Annotated in this window: 10 protein-coding genes; 4 read left to right on the top strand and 6 right to left on the bottom strand. The window is 40.7% G+C overall.

Features of this window, described 5'->3' with window-relative positions:
* Positions 1–24: 24 nt before the first annotated feature.
* The 3 genes from rpoB (at position 25) to M0M83_RS01790 (ending at position 9,636) form a co-directional block, all read left to right on the top strand.
* Positions 25–4,053, top strand: coding sequence for a DNA-directed RNA polymerase subunit beta (gene rpoB / locus M0M83_RS01780; RefSeq protein ID WP_125895087.1), 4,029 nt, complete (start codon positions 25–27; stop codon positions 4,051–4,053).
* Between the two features lie 108 nt (positions 4,054–4,161).
* The gene (gene rpoC, locus M0M83_RS01785; RefSeq protein WP_125895089.1) at positions 4,162–8,385 is read left to right on the top strand and encodes a DNA-directed RNA polymerase subunit beta'; all 4,224 of its coding nucleotides are present in this window, start codon (positions 4,162–4,164) and stop codon (positions 8,383–8,385) included.
* Between the two features lie 390 nt (positions 8,386–8,775).
* Positions 8,776–9,636, top strand: a complete 861-nt coding sequence (locus tag M0M83_RS01790; protein ID WP_248467458.1) for a VWA domain-containing protein — start codon at positions 8,776–8,778, stop codon at positions 9,634–9,636.
* Positions 9,637–9,708: 72 nt separating this feature from the next.
* Here M0M83_RS01790 and dcuC read toward each other — a convergent pair whose 3' ends face one another.
* Both dcuC and pepT read right to left on the bottom strand, forming a co-directional pair.
* Positions 9,709–11,082 (bottom strand): C4-dicarboxylate transporter DcuC, encoded by a 1,374-nt coding sequence (gene dcuC, locus M0M83_RS01795; protein WP_102140200.1) that lies wholly within the window; start codon positions 11,080–11,082, stop codon positions 9,709–9,711.
* Positions 11,079–12,332, bottom strand: coding sequence for a peptidase T (gene pepT / locus M0M83_RS01800; protein WP_125895093.1), 1,254 nt, complete (start codon positions 12,330–12,332; stop codon positions 11,079–11,081). The genes dcuC and pepT overlap by 4 nt, the downstream gene beginning before the upstream one ends.
* A gap of 727 nt (positions 12,333–13,059) precedes the next feature.
* Here pepT and M0M83_RS01805 point away from each other — a divergent pair.
* Positions 13,060–14,361, top strand: a complete 1,302-nt coding sequence (locus tag M0M83_RS01805; protein ID WP_248467459.1) for a uracil/xanthine transporter — start codon at positions 13,060–13,062, stop codon at positions 14,359–14,361.
* A 220-nt stretch (positions 14,362–14,581) separates the two neighbouring features.
* Here M0M83_RS01805 and M0M83_RS01810 read toward each other — a convergent pair whose 3' ends face one another.
* From M0M83_RS01810 to M0M83_RS01825, 4 genes are read right to left on the bottom strand one after another with little or no spacing between them, the layout of a single operon-like run.
* Positions 14,582–15,442, bottom strand: coding sequence for an ABC transporter substrate-binding protein (locus tag M0M83_RS01810; RefSeq protein ID WP_248467461.1), 861 nt, complete (start codon positions 15,440–15,442; stop codon positions 14,582–14,584).
* A 12-nt stretch (positions 15,443–15,454) separates the two neighbouring features.
* Positions 15,455–16,222 (bottom strand): ABC transporter ATP-binding protein, encoded by a 768-nt coding sequence (locus M0M83_RS01815; protein WP_248467463.1) that lies wholly within the window; start codon positions 16,220–16,222, stop codon positions 15,455–15,457.
* A gap of 2 nt (positions 16,223–16,224) precedes the next feature.
* Positions 16,225–16,983 (bottom strand): ABC transporter permease, encoded by a 759-nt coding sequence (locus M0M83_RS01820; protein WP_248467464.1) that lies wholly within the window; start codon positions 16,981–16,983, stop codon positions 16,225–16,227.
* A gap of 12 nt (positions 16,984–16,995) precedes the next feature.
* Complete coding sequence (locus M0M83_RS01825) at positions 16,996–18,798, bottom strand: arylsulfotransferase family protein (protein WP_248467465.1); 1,803 nt, start codon at positions 18,796–18,798, stop codon at positions 16,996–16,998.
* Positions 18,799–19,086 lie beyond the last annotated feature (288 nt).

A 19,086-nucleotide genomic window follows, 5' to 3' on the forward strand; every position in this document is an offset into this window, starting at 1 on the left:
CTGATCAACGAGCTGAGGAAACCTATGGTTTACTCCTATACCGAGAAAAAACGTATTCGTAAGGATTTTGGTAAACGTCCACAAGTTTTGGACATACCTTATCTCCTTTCTATCCAACTTGACTCGTTCCAGAAGTTTATCGAGCAAGATCCTGATGGCCAGAATGGGCTGGAAGCTGCTTTCCGTTCTGTGTTTCCAATTCAGAGCTATAGCGGTAATGCTGAATTACAATATGTCAGCTATCGTTTAGGCGAGCCTGTTTTTGATGTTAAAGAATGTCAAATTCGCGGTGTAACTTACTCTGCGCCTTTGCGTGTGAAATTGCGTCTCATCGTTTATGAGCGTGAAGCACCGGAAGGAACTGTTAAAGACATCAAAGAACAAGAAGTCTACATGGGTGAAATTCCACTCATGACTGAAAACGGAACTTTCGTTATCAACGGTACTGAGCGTGTTATCGTTTCTCAGTTACACCGTAGTCCGGGTGTATTCTTCGACAGCGATAAAGGTAAAACACACTCTTCAGGTAAAGTGCTCTATAACGCACGTATTATCCCTTACCGTGGTTCATGGCTTGATTTCGAATTTGACCCGAAAGATAACCTGTTTGTACGTATTGACCGTCGCCGTAAATTACCTGCGACCATTATTCTGCGTGCAATGGATTACAATACAGAAGAAATCTTAAATCTATTCTTCGAAAAAACTGTATTCCAAATCCGTGATAATAAACTGATGATGACGCTGGTTCCTGAGCGTCTACGTGGTGAAACGGCTTCTTTTGATATTGAAGCGAACGGTAAAGTCTATGTAGAAAAAGGCCGCCGTATCACTGCACGTCATATTCGTCAGTTAGAAAAAGAAGAAATCAATAGCATCGAAGTGCCTGTTGAATATATCGCAGGTAAAGTTGTTGCTAGAGACTACATTGATGAAAGCACCGGTGAGCTGATTTGTGCAGCAAACATGGAACTTTCTTTAGACATGTTGGCGCGTCTGAGCCAGTCTGGTCATAAAACAATCGAAACATTGTTTACCAATGACTTAGACCACGGTGCTTACATTTCTGAAACCGTTCGTGTCGACCCAACTAACGACCGTCTGAGTGCATTGGTAGAAATCTACCGCATGATGCGTCCTGGTGAGCCACCGACCCGTGAAGCGGCAGAAAACCTATTCGAGAACCTGTTCTTCTCTGAAGACCGTTACGACTTGTCTGCTGTAGGTCGTATGAAGTTCAACCGTTCACTGAACCGTGAAGAAATTGAAGGTTCAGGTATCCTGAGTGAAGAAGACATCATTGATGTGATGCGTAAACTCATCGATATCCGTAACGGTAAAGGCGAAGTGGATGATATCGACCACTTAGGTAACCGTCGTATTCGTTCTGTTGGTGAAATGGCAGAGAACCAATTCCGTGTCGGTCTGGTTCGTGTTGAGCGTGCAGTGAAAGAGCGTCTTTCTCTGGGCGACCTCGATGCATTAATGCCACAAGATATGATCAACGCGAAACCAATTTCAGCCGCAGTGAAAGAGTTCTTTGGTTCTAGCCAGCTGTCCCAATTTATGGACCAGAACAACCCACTGTCTGAAATTACGCACAAACGTCGTATCTCTGCGTTAGGCCCTGGTGGTCTGACTCGTGAGCGTGCGGGCTTCGAAGTACGTGACGTTCACCCAACTCACTACGGTCGTGTTTGTCCTATCGAAACACCTGAAGGTCCGAACATTGGTCTGATCAACTCATTATCTGTTTATGCACAGACCAATGAGTACGGTTTCTTAGAAACCCCATACCGTTTAGTACGTGATGGTTTAGTTACAGATGAAATCCATTATCTGTCTGCGATTGAAGAAGGTAACTTCATCATTGCTCAGGCAAACACCGTTTTAGGTGATGATGGTAGCTTCGTTGAAGAACTGATTACTTGCCGTAACAAAGGTGAATCAAGCTTATTCAGCCGTGAACAGGTTGAATATATGGACGTTTCGACTCAACAGGTTGTTTCTGTTGGTGCGTCTCTGATCCCATTCCTTGAACACGATGACGCCAACCGTGCATTGATGGGTGCGAACATGCAACGTCAAGCGGTTCCTACTCTACGTGCTGACAAACCATTAGTTGGTACTGGTATGGAACGTGCAGTAGCGGTTGACTCCGGTGTTACTGCTGTTGCAAGACGTGGTGGTTCAGTTCAGTACGTTGATGCGTCTCGTATCGTTATCAAAGTTAACGAAGATGAGATGTACCCAGGCGAAGCTGGAATCGATATTTATAACCTGACTAAATATACCCGTTCTAACCAGAACACCTGTATTAGCCAGATGCCTTGCGTATCTTTAGGTGAACCTGTTGAACGTGGTGATGTGTTAGCAGATGGTCCGTCAACAGACCTCGGCGAATTGGCACTTGGCCAAAACATGCGCGTGGCATTCATGCCATGGAATGGTTATAACTTCGAAGACTCCATCTTAGTTTCTGAGCGTGTTGTTCAAGAAGACCGTTTCACAACTATTCACATTCAAGAGCTCTCTTGTGTGTCTCGTGACACTAAATTAGGGCCTGAAGAAATCACTGCGGATATTCCAAACGTCGGTGAAGCTGCTCTGTCTAAACTTGACGAATCCGGTATCGTGTATATTGGTGCGGAAGTGAAAGGCGGCGACATTCTGGTTGGTAAAGTAACACCTAAAGGTGAAACTCAGCTGACGCCAGAAGAGAAACTGTTACGTGCTATCTTCGGTGAAAAAGCATCGGACGTTAAAGACTCTTCTTTACGTGTTCCTAACGGTGTATCTGGTACGGTTATTGACGTACAAGTATTTACCCGTGACGGTGTAGAGAAAGACAAACGTGCATTGGAGATCGAAGAAACTCAGTTACGCGATGCGAAGAAAGACTTAACAGAAGAGCTGCGTATTTTCGAAGCTGGCCTGTTTGCACGTATCCGTTCTGTACTGGTTAACGGCGGAATTGAAGCTGAAAAACTGGACAAACTGCCTCGCGATCGTTGGTTAGAGTTATCTTTAGCAGACGAAGAGAAGCAAAACCAGTTAGAGCAATTAGCCGAACAGTATGACGAACTGAAATCTGAGTTCGAGAAAAAACTCGATGCAAAACGTCGTAAAATTACTCAAGGTGATGACTTAGCACCGGGTGTACTGAAAATTGTTAAGGTTTATCTGGCGGTTAAACGTCAAATTCAACCGGGTGATAAAATGGCGGGTCGCCATGGTAACAAAGGTGTTATCTCAAAAATCAACCCAGTCGAAGACATGCCTTACGATGAAAACGGTAACCCAGTTGACATCGTTCTGAACCCGCTGGGCGTACCATCACGTATGAACATCGGTCAGATTTTGGAAACCCACTTAGGGATGGCAGCGAAAGGTATTGGTGAGAAAATCAATGCTATGCTTAAACAGCAAGAAGAAGTTGCCAAACTGCGTGAGTTTATCCAAAAAGCGTACGATTTAGGTGATGATCCACGCCAGAAAGTTGACTTGAATACTTTCTCTGACGAAGAAGTTATGCGTTTGGCTGAGAACCTGAAAAAAGGTATGCCAATTGCAACACCAGTATTCGATGGTGCGAAAGAGAAAGAAATCAAAGAACTGCTGAAATTGGGTGGTCTGCCAACTTCAGGTCAGATTACATTATTCGATGGTCGTACTGGCGAGAAATTTGAGCGTCAAGTTACCGTTGGTTATATGTACATGCTGAAACTGAACCACTTGGTTGACGATAAGATGCATGCCCGTTCAACAGGTTCTTATAGCTTGGTTACTCAGCAACCGCTGGGTGGTAAAGCGCAGTTCGGTGGTCAGCGTTTCGGGGAGATGGAAGTGTGGGCACTGGAAGCATACGGTGCAGCCTATACTCTTCAAGAAATGCTTACAGTTAAATCGGATGACGTTAACGGCCGTACGAAGATGTATAAAAACATCGTCGATGGCAGCCATCAGATGGAACCTGGTATGCCGGAATCTTTCAACGTATTGCTGAAAGAGATCCGTTCACTGGGTATCAACATCGAGCTGGAAGACGAGTAATTCGTTTTATGCCGGAAGGTTCGCCTTCCGGCACATGTAAGCACTGGGATTTGGGGAGAGTGTCTTTGAACACTCACCTGACAGGTCTAACTCCGACAGGAGCATTTTGTGAAAGACTTAATAAAGTTTCTGAAAGCGCAAACCAAGACCGAAGAGTTTGATGCTATCAAGATTGCTCTGGCATCACCTGATATGATCCGTTCATGGTCATTCGGTGAAGTTAAAAAGCCAGAAACCATTAACTACCGTACGTTCAAGCCTGAGCGTGACGGTCTTTTCTGTGCGCGTATTTTCGGGCCAGTAAAAGACTACGAATGTCTGTGCGGTAAGTACAAGCGTTTAAAACACCGTGGTGTGATTTGTGAGAAGTGTGGCGTTGAAGTTACACAGACCAAAGTCCGTCGTGAGCGCATGGGTCACATTGAACTTGCCTCCCCGACTGCACACATTTGGTTCTTAAAATCACTGCCATCCCGTATCGGTTTGCTGCTTGATATGCCACTGCGTGATATCGAACGCGTTCTGTACTTTGAATCATATGTGGTTGTTGAAGGCGGTATGACTAGCCTTGAGCGTGCACAGATTCTGACAGAAGAGCAATACTTAGATGCGCTGGAAGAGTTCGGTGACGAATTTGATGCGAAAATGGGTGCGGAAGCAATCCAAGGCCTGCTGAAAAACCTCGATCTTGAGAACGAGTGTGAAACGCTGCGCGAAGAGTTAAACGAAACTAACTCTGAAACTAAGCGTAAGAAGCTGACCAAGCGTATCAAACTGCTGGAAGCCTTCATTCAATCTGGTAACAAACCAGAGTGGATGATCTTAAACGTGCTGCCAGTATTACCACCGGATCTGCGTCCATTAGTTCCACTCGATGGTGGTCGTTTCGCAACATCGGATCTGAACGATCTGTATCGTCGCGTAATCAACCGTAATAACCGTCTGAAACGTCTTCTGGATCTGGCTGCGCCAGACATCATCGTACGTAACGAAAAACGTATGTTGCAAGAAGCGGTTGACGCCCTGTTAGATAACGGTCGTCGTGGTCGCGCAATCACAGGTTCTAACAAACGCCCTCTGAAATCTTTGGCAGATATGATCAAAGGTAAACAAGGTCGTTTCCGTCAGAACTTACTTGGTAAGCGTGTTGACTACTCAGGTCGTTCTGTTATCACCGTAGGTCCATACCTGCGTCTGCATCAGTGCGGTCTGCCGAAGAAAATGGCTCTTGAATTATTCAAACCATTCATCTACGGCAAATTAGAATTACGTGGTCTGGCAACAACCATTAAAGCTGCGAAGAAAATGGTTGAGCGCGAAGAAGCGGTTGTTTGGGATATCTTGGATGAAGTTATCCGTGAACACCCAGTCATGCTGAACCGTGCACCAACACTTCACCGTCTGGGTATCCAAGCTTTCGAACCTATTCTGATCGAAGGTAAAGCTATCCAATTGCACCCACTCGTTTGTGCGGCATATAACGCCGACTTCGATGGAGACCAAATGGCGGTACACGTTCCTCTGACTTTGGAAGCTCAGTTAGAAGCACGTGCGTTGATGATGTCAACCAACAACATCCTGTCACCTGCAAGTGGTGAGCCTATTATCGTTCCTTCACAGGACGTTGTATTAGGTCTTTACTACATGACACGTGACTGCGTAAACGCGAAAGGCGAGGGCATGGTATTAGCCGGTCCTAAAGAAGCTGAGCGTGTTTACCGTTCAGGTCATGCTTCATTGCATGCCCGCGTTAAAGTCCGTATCACTGAAGAAGTGAAAGATTCGGAAGGTAACATCACTATCAATACTGGTTTAGTTGACACCACTGTTGGTCGTGCAATTTTATGGATGATCGTACCAAAAGGTCTGCCGTTTGCGCTAGTTAACCAAGCGTTAGGTAAGAAAGCGATCTCCAAAATGCTGAACACCTGTTACCGTGTTCTGGGCCTGAAGCCTACGGTTATTTTTGCTGACCAAATCATGTATACCGGTTTTGCCTATGCAGCACGCTCTGGTGCATCAGTTGGTATCGACGATATGGTTATTCCAGAGAAAAAAGCTGGGATCATCGCCGAAGCAGAAGCGGAAGTCGCAGAAATTCAGGAACAGTTCCAGTCTGGTCTGGTTACAGCAGGCGAACGTTACAACAAAGTTATCGATATCTGGGCAGCGGCAAACGAACGTGTTGCTAAAGCGATGATGGAAAACTTGTCGACTGAAGCGGTTATTAACCGTGATGGTGTTGAAGAGCAACAAGTTTCTTTCAACAGTATCTTTATGATGGCCGACTCCGGTGCTCGTGGTTCCGCCGCTCAGATCCGTCAGTTAGCGGGTATGCGTGGTCTGATGGCTAAGCCAGATGGCTCCATCATCGAAACACCAATCACGGCAAACTTCCGTGAAGGTCTGAACGTTCTCCAGTACTTTATTTCTACGCATGGTGCGCGTAAAGGTCTTGCCGATACCGCATTAAAAACAGCAAACTCTGGTTATCTGACTCGTCGTTTAGTTGACGTTGCACAGGACTTGGTTGTGACTGAAGACGACTGTGGAACTCACGAAGGTATCCTGATGACTCCGGTTATCGAGGGTGGTGACGTTAAAGAACCACTGCGTGAGCGTGTACTGGGTCGTGTGACTGCAGAAGATATCCTGATCCCAGGAACGGCAGACATTCTGGTTCCACGTAATACATTACTGCACGAAAAACTGTGTGACCTGTTAGAAGCTAACTCAGTCGACAGCGTTAAAGTTCGTTCAGTTGTAAGTTGTGAAACTGACTTCGGTGTGTGTGCTCACTGTTATGGTCGTGACCTTGCTCGTGGTCATATCATCAACAAAGGTGAAGCTATCGGGGTTATCGCGGCACAGTCAATCGGTGAGCCGGGTACACAGTTAACGATGCGTACGTTCCACATCGGGGGTGCGGCATCTCGTGCGGCGGCAGAATCTAGTATTCAAGTCCGTAACACAGGTACTCTGAAACTGGTTAACGCGAAATACGTAACGAACTCAGAAGGCAAACTGGTTATTACTTCACGTAATACAGAATTGCGTCTGATTGATGAATTTGGTCGTACGAAAGAAAGCTATAAAGTCCCTTACGGTGCGCACTTGACGAAAGGCGATGGCGATGCAGTAACGGGCGGTGAAACTGTTGCGAACTGGGATCCACATACCATGCCAGTCGTCAGTGAAGTATCGGGTATTATCAGCTTCTCTGACATGCTTGATGGTCAAACAATGACGCGTCAGACCGACGAATTAACCGGTCTGTCTTCAATCGTTGTTCTGGATACTGCGGAACGTACCAGTGGTGGTAAAGACCTGCGTCCTGCTCTGCGTGTTATTGACGCAAATGGTAACGATGTTCTTATCCCTAACACAGACATGCCTGCTCAGTACTTCTTACCGGGTAAAGCAATTGTTCAGTTAGATGATGGCATCGCTATTAACGTCGGTGATACCTTAGCACGTATTCCACAAGAATCTGTGGGTACTAAAGATATCACGGGTGGTCTACCACGCGTAGCTGACTTGTTTGAAGCACGTCGTCCGAAAGAGCCTGCAATCTTGGCTGAAATCAGCGGTATTATCTCGTTTGGTAAAGAAACCAAAGGGAAGCGTCGTCTGGTTATTACGCCATTAGATGGCAGCGATCCTTACGAAGAGATGATCCCTAAATGGCGTCAGCTCAACGTGTTCGAAGGTGAGATTGTTGAACGCGGTGACGTAGTTTCCGATGGTCCAGAATCTCCACACGATATTCTGCGTCTGCGTGGTGTCCATGCTGTTACGCGTTATATCACGAACGAGGTTCAGGAAGTTTACCGCTTACAAGGCGTTAAGATTAACGATAAACACATCGAAGTTATCGTTCGTCAGATGCTGCGTAAAGTGACTATCGCGGATGCAGGAAGCTCTGAATTCCTCGAAGGTGAACAAGTCGAGTACTCACGTGTTAAAGTTTCGAATCGTAAACTGGAAACTGAAGGTAAAATTCCAGCTAACTTTGCTCGTGATCTGTTGGGTATTACTAAGGCATCTCTGGCAACAGAATCCTTTATCTCAGCAGCATCGTTCCAAGAAACAACACGCGTACTGACTGAAGCTGCCGTTGCTGGTAAACGTGATGAATTACGTGGTCTGAAAGAAAACGTTATTGTTGGACGTCTGATCCCAGCAGGTACTGGTTTTGCGTATCACCAAGACCGTATCCGTCGCCGTCATCTGAACGATGTTGTGGAAGCTCCACAAGTGAGTGCAGATGAAGCAACAGCGAATTTAGCTGAGCTATTAAACGCAGGTTTTAGCAGCGACAATCAGAACTAATTTCTGATTTCACTGTAAAATTTCTGATTGAAGCCAGTGCCGAAAAGGTACTGGCTTTTTTTATATCTAATAATTTTATAAATTTAATTTTTTCCAGTTAGCACCAGCCAACTCACCCATAAAGTCTTTTTATGTCGCACATTTATCTGAATATGTAATACGTATTTCTACTTTTGAAATATATCGAACACTAAAAAGAAGTAATAATAAATTAGTTCGACTAAAGATAAATAGTAATAAAAACAATGATAAAAATTTATTTTTAAACTATTTAATTGAAATAAATAAAAGGAATATGCGATGGATAAAAAAAAGACAAATGAACAGACTGATACAAATCAAACCAACCTTTCGGATTATTATGGATTACTATCAAATTCAGTAGGAGTAATGAATACATCTCAGATCGTTACAGGGAGTGGGCAAATTGCATTAGATTTAGTTGTGGTTATCGATACGAGTGGCTCAATGTCTGATGAAGCAGGGGATTTGAGCAAACAGATTGATGCGACGATTGAAGCTGCATCAGCAAAGTGTCCATCCCACCTTCGGGCGACATTTTTAGGTATCGAAGGGACTTGGGCAAACACAAAGTTTGACCAATCTGCCAGTGAATATTTAATCAAAATAGGTGCGAACGAAAGGGACCTACAAGCTAGATTACCGTTTAAAGAATCCGATGGGCGAGATCATGCTGGAAATAAAGAGGATTTATGTCGGGCAGTTATTGATATTAGTAAGCATTTTGACTGGCGAGATGATGCGCGTAGGGCTATTTTTGTCTTGGGTGATGAAGGAATGGAGGGGGGCGGTGGAATTCTCACGCGTGCTGCCATCGCAAAAAATAATGAAGCGATATCCGTTGCTCAAGAAAGAGGTATTAAGGTGTATACCTACCAAGGCACACCGGATGATAACCCAAGCAATCTAGATCGCTTTCCGACCTTGGTGGATAGAGATAACGTGACGCGAGAATATGAACGCCTAGCTAAAGAAACTGACGGTCGAGCGTATATTTACACCACTGGGATTGCAAACTTCTCGTTGGTTTTACAGGAAATACTGTGTGATAGTTTAACACCGCCAGTAAAACCGGATAGAAGACTTTCAGAATGCGACTCTGTTTGTGAAAACTTGCCACTCATTATAAATACCGTGAATACGTTGTCTGATATTATAAAAAAGACAATAGATTCTTGCTGCCCGGATCCCAAACATGATGACCCCTCAGACTGCCAGTGTAAACATTAGAATTGGTTAGCTAGAAAAAGTAAAAAGCGGGAATATGTCCCGCTTTAATTATGTGAATGGTAAATATAGTAATTAGTAAAAAATACCAATAATCGCACAGTGAGCCACAAAACCTACCATCAACGGCACGGCGGTTCGTTTTACTACGTCAAACGGCTGCAGTTTTGCGCCACTGGATACGGCAATAATAACCCCCGCAACAGGCGACATACCTCGACCCATGTGTGAGGCTTGTTGCATAGGTAAAATCATCGCGATCGGGTTAACGCCCATACTATGTGCAATTTGTGGAATTAACTCCACAAATGCCAAGAACGGTGCATTACCTGACCCCATGATGATTGCTGCAGCTAAAGTGACTAAGGCGAACACAATCGCCATGGCAAATGGTGGTAAGCCGACGGATTCAGCACCTAAAATCAGTTGGTCAATTGCTCCACTGACTTTAATACCATGAGCGAACACCCCAGCGGCAACCAATAAGCCAACCACATTACTAAATGCATGACCCATACCATTTAGAAATGTTTGGAACCCATTACAAACCAGTTTGAAGTTACGTACACGAAGAGTTTCAATCACCATACAGATTGCCATTGCAATCAGTACGATAGTCACGACATCTAAGTGAATACCTGAAAAAAATAAATTGGATGTTCCGACCGCCATAATAATGGGTAACATAGGAAGAAGTGCATAATACCCAGGAACTGACTTGGTCACTTTTTCTTTTTCATGAGACTGGATGGCTTTACCTATCTCAGGTACAAAGCCTTGCTTACGGTCACAGTGACGTTGCCAGAAAATATGGGTAATACCGACCACTAATACCGTCGCTAACGCTGCAGGCCCTTGGTAGTAAAGTACGTATTCAACGACAGACATATCGACCGCTTTCGCACCACGGATAGCATCAATCGCAGTTGGTGTGTAGGCTACCCCAAGAGATGTTGCGATAACCCCAGCAGCCGAAGCGGGCGATAGACCCAAACCTATCATAATTGGGAACATGGTTCCCATTAACAGTACGGCTAAGCCTGTCGCTGATGGAATGGCTAATTGCAAGATACTCGCCAGCAAGAAAGAGAAAAATAGCAATACATAAGGTGAACGCATATTTTTCAGGGGTTTTGTTGCGACACGTACCACTGCTTCATTGGCACCGATATGGTCCATATAGTGCGCAAAGCCCATCAATGCCATGATCATTAAACCGAGATCCGCTGCACGGCTACTGAATAAATCTCTCATGACTTCAAAGGGGTCGAGCCAAGTGATACCGGTGGTGGCGACATTTTTAGGGAGGATAGGTCCCCAGCCAAGGGCTAGGGTGAATATCATCAATACTAAGCCAGCGATTAATAATACTGGTTCAGCTTTGTATCCCTTCAAAATAAACCGCGCAACCAAAACAACGATAATCAGAACCGTTAGAATTGGGATCATGCTTTAGCTCCTGGTTTGAAGCGTTCTGCGGTGATTTGTACCACTTGTTTTAGTACATCGCTGGCGGCGTAAAGGGATTTCACTGGCAGGTATTCATAGATTGAATGGAAATTATGCGCTCCGGTGAAGATGTTAGGGCAAGGTAAACCATTTTGCGATAATGCAGCTCCGTCATAGCCACCACGCATTGGGATGACTTTTGGCGTAATGCCACAAGCTTGATAGGCATCAACAGCGATATCGATTGGATAACGATTGTCACCTTGTAAGCTGTTATAAACGTTAGAGTAGCGATCGGATAATTTACAAACGACACTCTCTTTACCCCATAAGCCTTCACAACTTTCAGCTAGTTGCTTCAGGAAAGCCATACGTTTGCGATAGCCGTCTTCGGTAAAATCACGCACATCCATTTTTAAAACAGTACGGGCGCTGTTACCTGACATTTGTTTCACCCAATAATAACCTTCACGGCCTTCAGTATATTCAGGCGCTTCTCCGCCCGGAAGCATGGCAATGAATTTCTGGGCCATTAGTAACGAGTTGATCAGCTTACCTTTTGCGGACATTGGGTGTGCGGATTTACCCGTAAAGATGATTTCGGCATCACCTGCGTTCCAGTTTTCATAAACTAATTCACCAATACCACAGCAGTCGAGGGTATAGGCAAAATCAGCACCGAATTCTTTAACATCGAAAACTTTAGCGCCACGTAGCCCTTGCTCTTCATCCGGCACAAAACCAATTTTAATTGTGCCGTGTTTAATCTCTGGGTTCTGCTTAAAGTATTGCAGCATATCCATGATAGAAGCAATAGCGGCTTTATCGTCAGCACCTAATAAGCTGGTTCCATCAGTGACAATGATGTCATCACCGATATAATTCACCAGTTCAGGGAACTCACTCTTGCGTAGATAAATATTAAGCTCTTTATTCATACACAAATCTTCACCGGTATATGGCAAGATTTGTGCTTTAGTGTCATTGGTTTGTTCTGCACTGGTGTCTAAGTGGCCAAAGAAAGCAACCGTCGGCACATCATAATCAAGGTTAGATGGCAACGTTGCGGTGACAATGGCTGTGTCACGCAGCTTAATATCTTCAACGCCGAGAGCTTCTAGCTCTTGAACCAGCTGCTTTGCAAGGACGCGTTGTCCTTCTGAGGAAGGCATAATTCCTGCCGCGCCCTTTTCCCTATCAGTGGTGGTGTTAATTTTGGTGTAAGAAATAAACCGCTCAACAATATTCATTCTTTTATTCCCCAGCATCTTATAGAATGCGTTTTACATTAGTTATATCTGTGGTTGTAATTTCATTTCACAGTATTATTCTTTTATCACAATTAAATATATTCTGAATATCAGACCTGAGCCATTTTTCTAAGAAATGCTAGTGAGAATATAAAATTGATAATTAATAGTGGCATTATTTGAATAATGGATTAGAATGAACGTTGTTGTTCTCTTCAGTTTTTTTGTTGTTAATTTATTGATATTAAAGATGAAAAATGTTTTATTTTAGTTAGAAACATTTTTCCCTCCTTATCTTAGATCTATTTATAAATACATGGTTTATAGCTCAGTGATATTATTTTAAATAATATTTTCATTCTTTATATTTTTTATTTTATCAATATATATAAAATTCAGAATGGTGTTTAATAGTGCATATTGTTGTTTTTATAAGGTAAGTGACCATTCACTGGTGTTTTTATTATCAAATATGAGAGGTTTTTGTTGTTTTGGTTTTGAAGTATGTTGTTGTTTTTATGGGAGTTTAACTATAGATATATAAATTGGATTAATGAATGAAAAATATCGTAAATTTCATATTTGTAAAATAAGCGGTGTTTTAATGGTATACAAGTGATTTTTTTGTCATGATAAAATTAACAATACCATTTATTTTGCATAGTTTGATAAAAAATCAAATTTAAAACATGCAAATGTATACATAAATATGAAGCAAGGAACCAATATGCCTAATTTTACGATAAGTAAAAATAACATTATCTCAGGTTTTCAATGGTTCTTTTTTATCTTTTGTAATACGGTTGTTATTCCTCCGACGTTACAGTCCGCTTTTCATTTATCACCACAAACCACATTTGTTATTACCCAATATGCTTTCTTATTAACAGCTCTGGCTTGTTTATTGCAAGCATTCTTAGGGCACAAGCGCTCAGTAATGGAAGGGCCGACAGGGTTGTGGTGGGCAACAATTTTGACTGTCACATTATCAGAATCGATGCAAGGAACTTCTCTTGGCACTATCGGCTGGAGTTTAGCTATTGGTATTTTCTTGTCTGGGGTCGTGACTATTCTTATTGGTTTGAGTGGATTGGGCGGTTGGTTGGCGCGTTTGTTTAAACCGGGTGTTTTAGTCGTATTCATGTTTTTGCTTGGCGCCCAGTTAGTAACTATTTTCTTAAAAGGAATGCTAGGACTACCATTTGGTGTTGGCAGTGAAAATATTACAGTCAATTACCCTGTCTTCTTTTTAGCGCTCGCAATACTGATATTTGTCATCGGGATGATCATTTATTTACCTATGAGTATCAGTAAATATGCATTATTGATTGGAACAATTACCGGATGGCTTGCTTATAGTGGGTTATTTGGTAGCACAATATCATCAGTTTCATCAGGGGAATGGGTGCTATTTCCATTAGGTCGCTCCGATGAAGTCAATATGAGTATTGTATTGACGGCTATTTTGGCGGGGATATTAAACACATCCAATACGTTTGGAGCGATGCGAGGAACTGATGTGTTTTACCCCAATTCATTGCCGACGAAGTCTCTATATCGACGCAGTTTTATGATGTCAGGGTTCGTCACAATATTAGCCGCGCCAATAGGGGTGGTGCCTTTTTCACCGTTTGTTTCATCCATTGGCTTAATTACTCAAACAAAAGATAGTTCACGTATCTCTTTTAGTATTGGTAGCCTTATTTTCTTATGTGTGGGGGGCGTTGCGGTATTAACTCAATTTTTTCGCTCTTTACCGTTAGCCATTGGTAGTGCAGTCATGTTGGCGACTTATCTGCCCCTGTTATTTTCTTCATTTTCATTTCTGGCAGATATGAAGCTGAATGCACGTAATATTTATCGTCGCGCATTACCTATTTTTATTGGTATCTTCTTGATGTCAGCACCTGCTGCGGTATTAAATTCTTTGCCAACAATGTTTAGTTCTTTATTGGGGAATGGGCTACTAATGGGCATTATCTTGGCACTTATTTTAGAAAATACGATCAAGTGGGATAACATAGCTTAATGTTTTGATAAAAAAAGCAAAGATGAAGGAAAATCTTTGCTAGAAAAGAAATAAAAAGGGATGTGATTTCATTTGGGCGTTTATTTTTTAGTATAAACCCAATTTTTTATATCAATAGGCTTAGTGATAATTTTGTTATCAATCAAAAATTGTTGAGTTTGCTTTAACTTACGGATGTCATTATCAGTAATATTAACGGAATAGCGTTTAGAAAAACTATCTATACTATGAAAATCATGTATTTTTTTATGATTTCAATATTAGTATCGCTTTCTTTAGCAAGTAAAATTTCTGCCTGATCGGGGTTATTTTGCGCATATTTACTTGCTTTTAATAAAGCAATATTCATTGCTTTAATCACCTTCTCATTTTGATTTATGAATGCTTCTCGCCCTACGATAACAGAAATACCTGAGAGTTCAGGTTCAGTACGGGTTGAATAAAGTGTTGTAATCGTCGGAGATTTATTTTCTAAACGGGCGGTACTTTGCTCAGTCCATACCATCGCATCAATTGCTCCGTTTAATAATGCGGATTCAGCATCATTTGTCATTTGAATAATATTGAAGTCAGATAATTTATATCCTTGTTGTTCAATAAATAGCGTGAAATACCGTTGCATATACGTTCCTCGTGGTAATGCAACTTTCTTGCCTTTAAGGTCAGCTAACGAGTGAATATTGCTATCTTTTCTTACTGCGATATTAGCATTGATGGAAGAATCCTCTGACATGATTAATTTTAAGGGAACACCTCTCGATGTGGCTATAATTCCCGGAAAATCTGCATAAACAGCAATATCAATAGCATTTGTCGCTAGGCCTTCATTGACGGCTGGACCTGCTCCTGCAAAACCAGAAATGGAATATTGGTAATCAACTTTTTGTAGCTCTTCTTCAAGATATCCTAGCTGTTTTGCTAAACCGAGCAAACCACTTAAACGACCATTATTATCCGCTGTGCCAATACGAACAATTTTTTCATTATTTTGCCTGTCAGGCAGCTTTTCATCCCCACAGCCAACTAAACTAAATGAAATGAATATGATGATAGGAAAAGTGATATAATTTAATAATGTCATGATATATTCCTTCTAGATTTCATATTCACTTGCGAAAAGCTCCGCAGAATTGTAAAAAAATTCTTGAAGAATAATTTTTTTATAATATGCAAAATCTGAACTACCACGGTTTCGTGGATAAGGGAGATTAATATCAATTGTTTTTTTTATCTTTCCAGGACGTGATGACATAATAATTACGCGATTTCCCAAATATATTGCCTCTTCAATATCATGGGTAACTAAAATCATAGTCAGTTGCTTTTCTTGTTTGATAGATAAAATTTCTCGTTGCATTTCAATTTTGGTTAAAGCATCAAGTGCGCCAAGCGGTTCATCTAATAACAATAATTCAGGCTGAGTGATTATTGTACGGGCAATTGCCGCACGTTGTGCCATTCCTCCTGAGAGTTGTTTGGGGTAAGCATTCGCAAACTCAGTCAAGTTTACGAGTTTTAAATAATTTTCAACTAGAATTTTCTTCGTTTTTTTATCTATATGATCTAACCCAAAAGCAATATTATCGGCAATTGTTAACCAAGGTAGAAGCCTATTTTCTTGAAAAATCATTCCTCTTTCTATATTTGGCTCGGTTATCTCTTTATTTTTAAAAGGCACACTTCCACTATTGAATTGGTTTAAGCCTGCAATTATGCGCAGTAAAGTACTTTTCCCACAACCACTATGGCCAACGATAGCAATAAATTCACCTTGTTGAACTTGAAAGTTAATATCTTCTAAAACAGGAAGTAACTTATTATTGATAGTAAAATTTTTAAATCCATGCTTGATTGATAGCATATTTATTTCCTTTCTGTTCGTAACCATGGCAGTAGGTAATAAGATATAATTAATAAAATTTTATCTAATAATAAACCGACTATACCGATAACAAGAATACCCACTATAACGACTGGGGAATCTAGCATAATTCGGGCATCATTGATGCGATAGCCAATACCTGAGTTAGCTGCGATCATTTCTGCTGCAACGACTGTTGCCCAAGATAACCCCATTGCAAGCCTTAAACCTGTAAATAGGTTGGGAAGTAGTGATGGAATATAAATTTTTCGTAATTTTTGCCAGAGATTGAATTGATAAAGATTACCTAATTCAATATAAGTCATAGGTGTCGTTTGTATTCCATTGATGGTACTTAGTAATATAGGGAAAAAGGCACTTTTTATAATAAGAATAATTTTAGTTACTTCACCAATCCCAAACCATAAAATTAATAATGGTATCCATGCTAGTGGAGGGATTTGACGTATAGCATTTAATGTTAGGTTGAAAATTTGGTTTGTTCGTAGCGACAATGCCATGATAATACCAAGAAAAAAAGCAAAAATAGCAGCGATAGCAAAGGCTATTAATACTCGGGATAAACTAATTGATATATCTTGCCATAATTGCCCAGAATATAATTGGAAATTCAAAGAATGCCATGCTTGCGGAATAGATGGAAAAATAACAGGAGAAACACCTCCAATTGTTGTTGTAATATACCAAATTGTAAAAATAATGACTGGAAGTAGAAGTAAATAAAAACTGTTTTTCAACATGATATATAAACCTCAACTTATTTTATCGAAATATTGATTGAGGAAGCTCACATATGTTTTTGTATCCTGTAATCCAACGAGTTTATCCACTAATTTTCCATTATTTGAGACTGCAATAATAGGTATACTTCTAAGTGAATACTTTTGAAGAATTTCAACAGAATTATTTACAGAGAGATAATTGATTTTATTTATTGAGTAAAGTTTCACTAATGAAGGTAATAACTCATTCAATACTTTACATTTATTGCACCAATTAGCACCGAAGAAAATCAAATTATTTTTATTTTCATTAATAATTGAATCGAATGTTTCACTATCTATTTCATATATTTTATCGGAAAAGAAAAATATGTCAGATTTTTTGGAGGAATGATTATCTCCAGTGCGAGCAATACATAAGATATCATCATCTGGAATTTTATGTTTTATTATCCCTTCGATATACACTCCTGTAATTGTATCTTTAGGGGCTGCATTTGGTAATCGAAATTGAGAGACATCCGTAGGTGCTATGCTATTTTCTTCAGGTATATCTAATTGAGGGATCCAATCATAAGGGATTCTATAAGCACGATAGATCATATTATTGCGTTTTTTTCCTTCTCGCCAGTAAGGTGAGACATATTCCCACACAATCTCATGTTCAGCTGTTATTTCAATCAATCGCCCATTTGAGCCTTCGGTAATTAAAGTATTACCATTTGGTAGACGCTGAGCGCTACTTACATATGGGCTATAGAATCGACTCGAATCCATGGGAGATGCAAAACCTAGTTTTTCTGCATCATGTTGCCAAATAATTTCGAGAGTAACTGGGTTTATTTCTAATACTCGAGAACTATCTCGCCATGCATTTTTTAAGCCATATACAGATGAAGGGTTTGGTGCTCCATAACCAGCCCAACCTCCATTATCAAAAATTAACAGATTTCCTGCACCTGGAAGGCCATGAGGTATAATATGAGCATGATGAGGTCCGATAATCCAACCAAGATGATGAACTTGTTTGTCGTTATAATCGGGCCCTAATTGCCAAACTATTTTTCCAGTTTTTCGACTAGTTATTCCGATTATATTTGCTTCTCTAGAATCCCAAATAATATTATCAGGATGAAAACGTTCGTCTCCATGATCATAATGTAGATTTGGTCCTATACGAGACATGGTATTAATATGTAGATAATCTCCCATGCCTCCACCAGCACTACGCATATTTGGGTTACGATATAAAACATTTCTAGCTTCTTCGCTGAAATTTAATTCTGAAAAGTGATCGCTAAATGCCCATTGCCAGATAATATTACCTTGCCAATCTACTTCGATAAAAATATCATCAAGTAGCCATTTATCTGATATTTCAGGTTTGTAAATATTCTTATGGCATAGTATTAGAGTATTTCCGCTATGGGTTTGTGATGTTAATGTAGGAGAGTAATAACCAACGGGGTTTCCATCACGTTGAAAATCATGATGTTGTCTTGCCATCCATATTATTTCTTGATTGGGATCTTGTATTCTTTCTAATTTATTGAATGACCATATAATGTTACCATCCCAATCAAATTGAACTAAATCAACTTGATCTTGAACACCATATTTAGGTGATCGCAAACCATGACTACCAAATAAACATCCACCAGGTAAAATTTTATTAGGAAAACCATCAACTCCTTGCCATAAATGCACTTCTCGACCATTCATATCAATTAATAGCGCACCTTTTCCAGGTGCGTTAAAAAGGGTATAACCACTAAATGTTTTTTCTTTATTGAAAATAGTAGTTCCTGAAGGATAAATACTTGGGTGTCCCATATTAAATATTCCTATAGTAAATTTTTTCTATGTGGAATAATGGTATAAAGGTAATGGGTTTTGAAATATCTTTTATTATGGTGTTATAACTTAATAGAACAATAAAGTAATGTTCTATTAAGTTTTTATATTTATAATGTTACGTAATAAGAATATAATACGTAATTAATACAAAAAGTTAAAAATATGATTGATTTTTTCCTAGTGATGGCAATAAGTATTGCTCATATTTTATGATTAGTAGCACAGTATGAATGATATTAAACTATATATGAATTCATTTACTGA

Origin of the sequence: Providencia rettgeri, assembly GCF_023205015.1 — a bacterium.
GTDB classification, from domain to species: domain Bacteria; phylum Pseudomonadota; class Gammaproteobacteria; order Enterobacterales; family Enterobacteriaceae; genus Providencia; species Providencia rettgeri_E.

Bases quoted from the DNA above. Each gene is read 5' to 3' on its own strand.
- M0M83_RS01820 (WP_248467464.1), bottom strand. From the start codon at position 16,983: ATGTTGAAAAACAGTTTTTATTTACTTCTACTTCCAGTCATTATTTTT.
- M0M83_RS01810 (WP_248467461.1), bottom strand. From the start codon at position 15,442: ATGACATTATTAAATTATATCACTTTTCCTATCATCATATTCATTTCA.
- rpoB (WP_125895087.1), top strand. From the start codon at position 25: ATGGTTTACTCCTATACCGAGAAAAAACGTATTCGTAAGGATTTTGGT.
- dcuC (WP_102140200.1), bottom strand. From the start codon at position 11,082: ATGATCCCAATTCTAACGGTTCTGATTATCGTTGTTTTGGTTGCGCGG.
- M0M83_RS01790 (WP_248467458.1), top strand. From the start codon at position 8,776: ATGAATACATCTCAGATCGTTACAGGGAGTGGGCAAATTGCATTAGAT.
- M0M83_RS01815 (WP_248467463.1), bottom strand. From the start codon at position 16,222: ATGCTATCAATCAAGCATGGATTTAAAAATTTTACTATCAATAATAAG.
- M0M83_RS01825 (WP_248467465.1), bottom strand. From the start codon at position 18,798: ATGGGACACCCAAGTATTTATCCTTCAGGAACTACTATTTTCAATAAA.
- pepT (WP_125895093.1), bottom strand. From the start codon at position 12,332: ATGAATATTGTTGAGCGGTTTATTTCTTACACCAAAATTAACACCACC.
- M0M83_RS01805 (WP_248467459.1), top strand. From the start codon at position 13,060: ATGCCTAATTTTACGATAAGTAAAAATAACATTATCTCAGGTTTTCAA.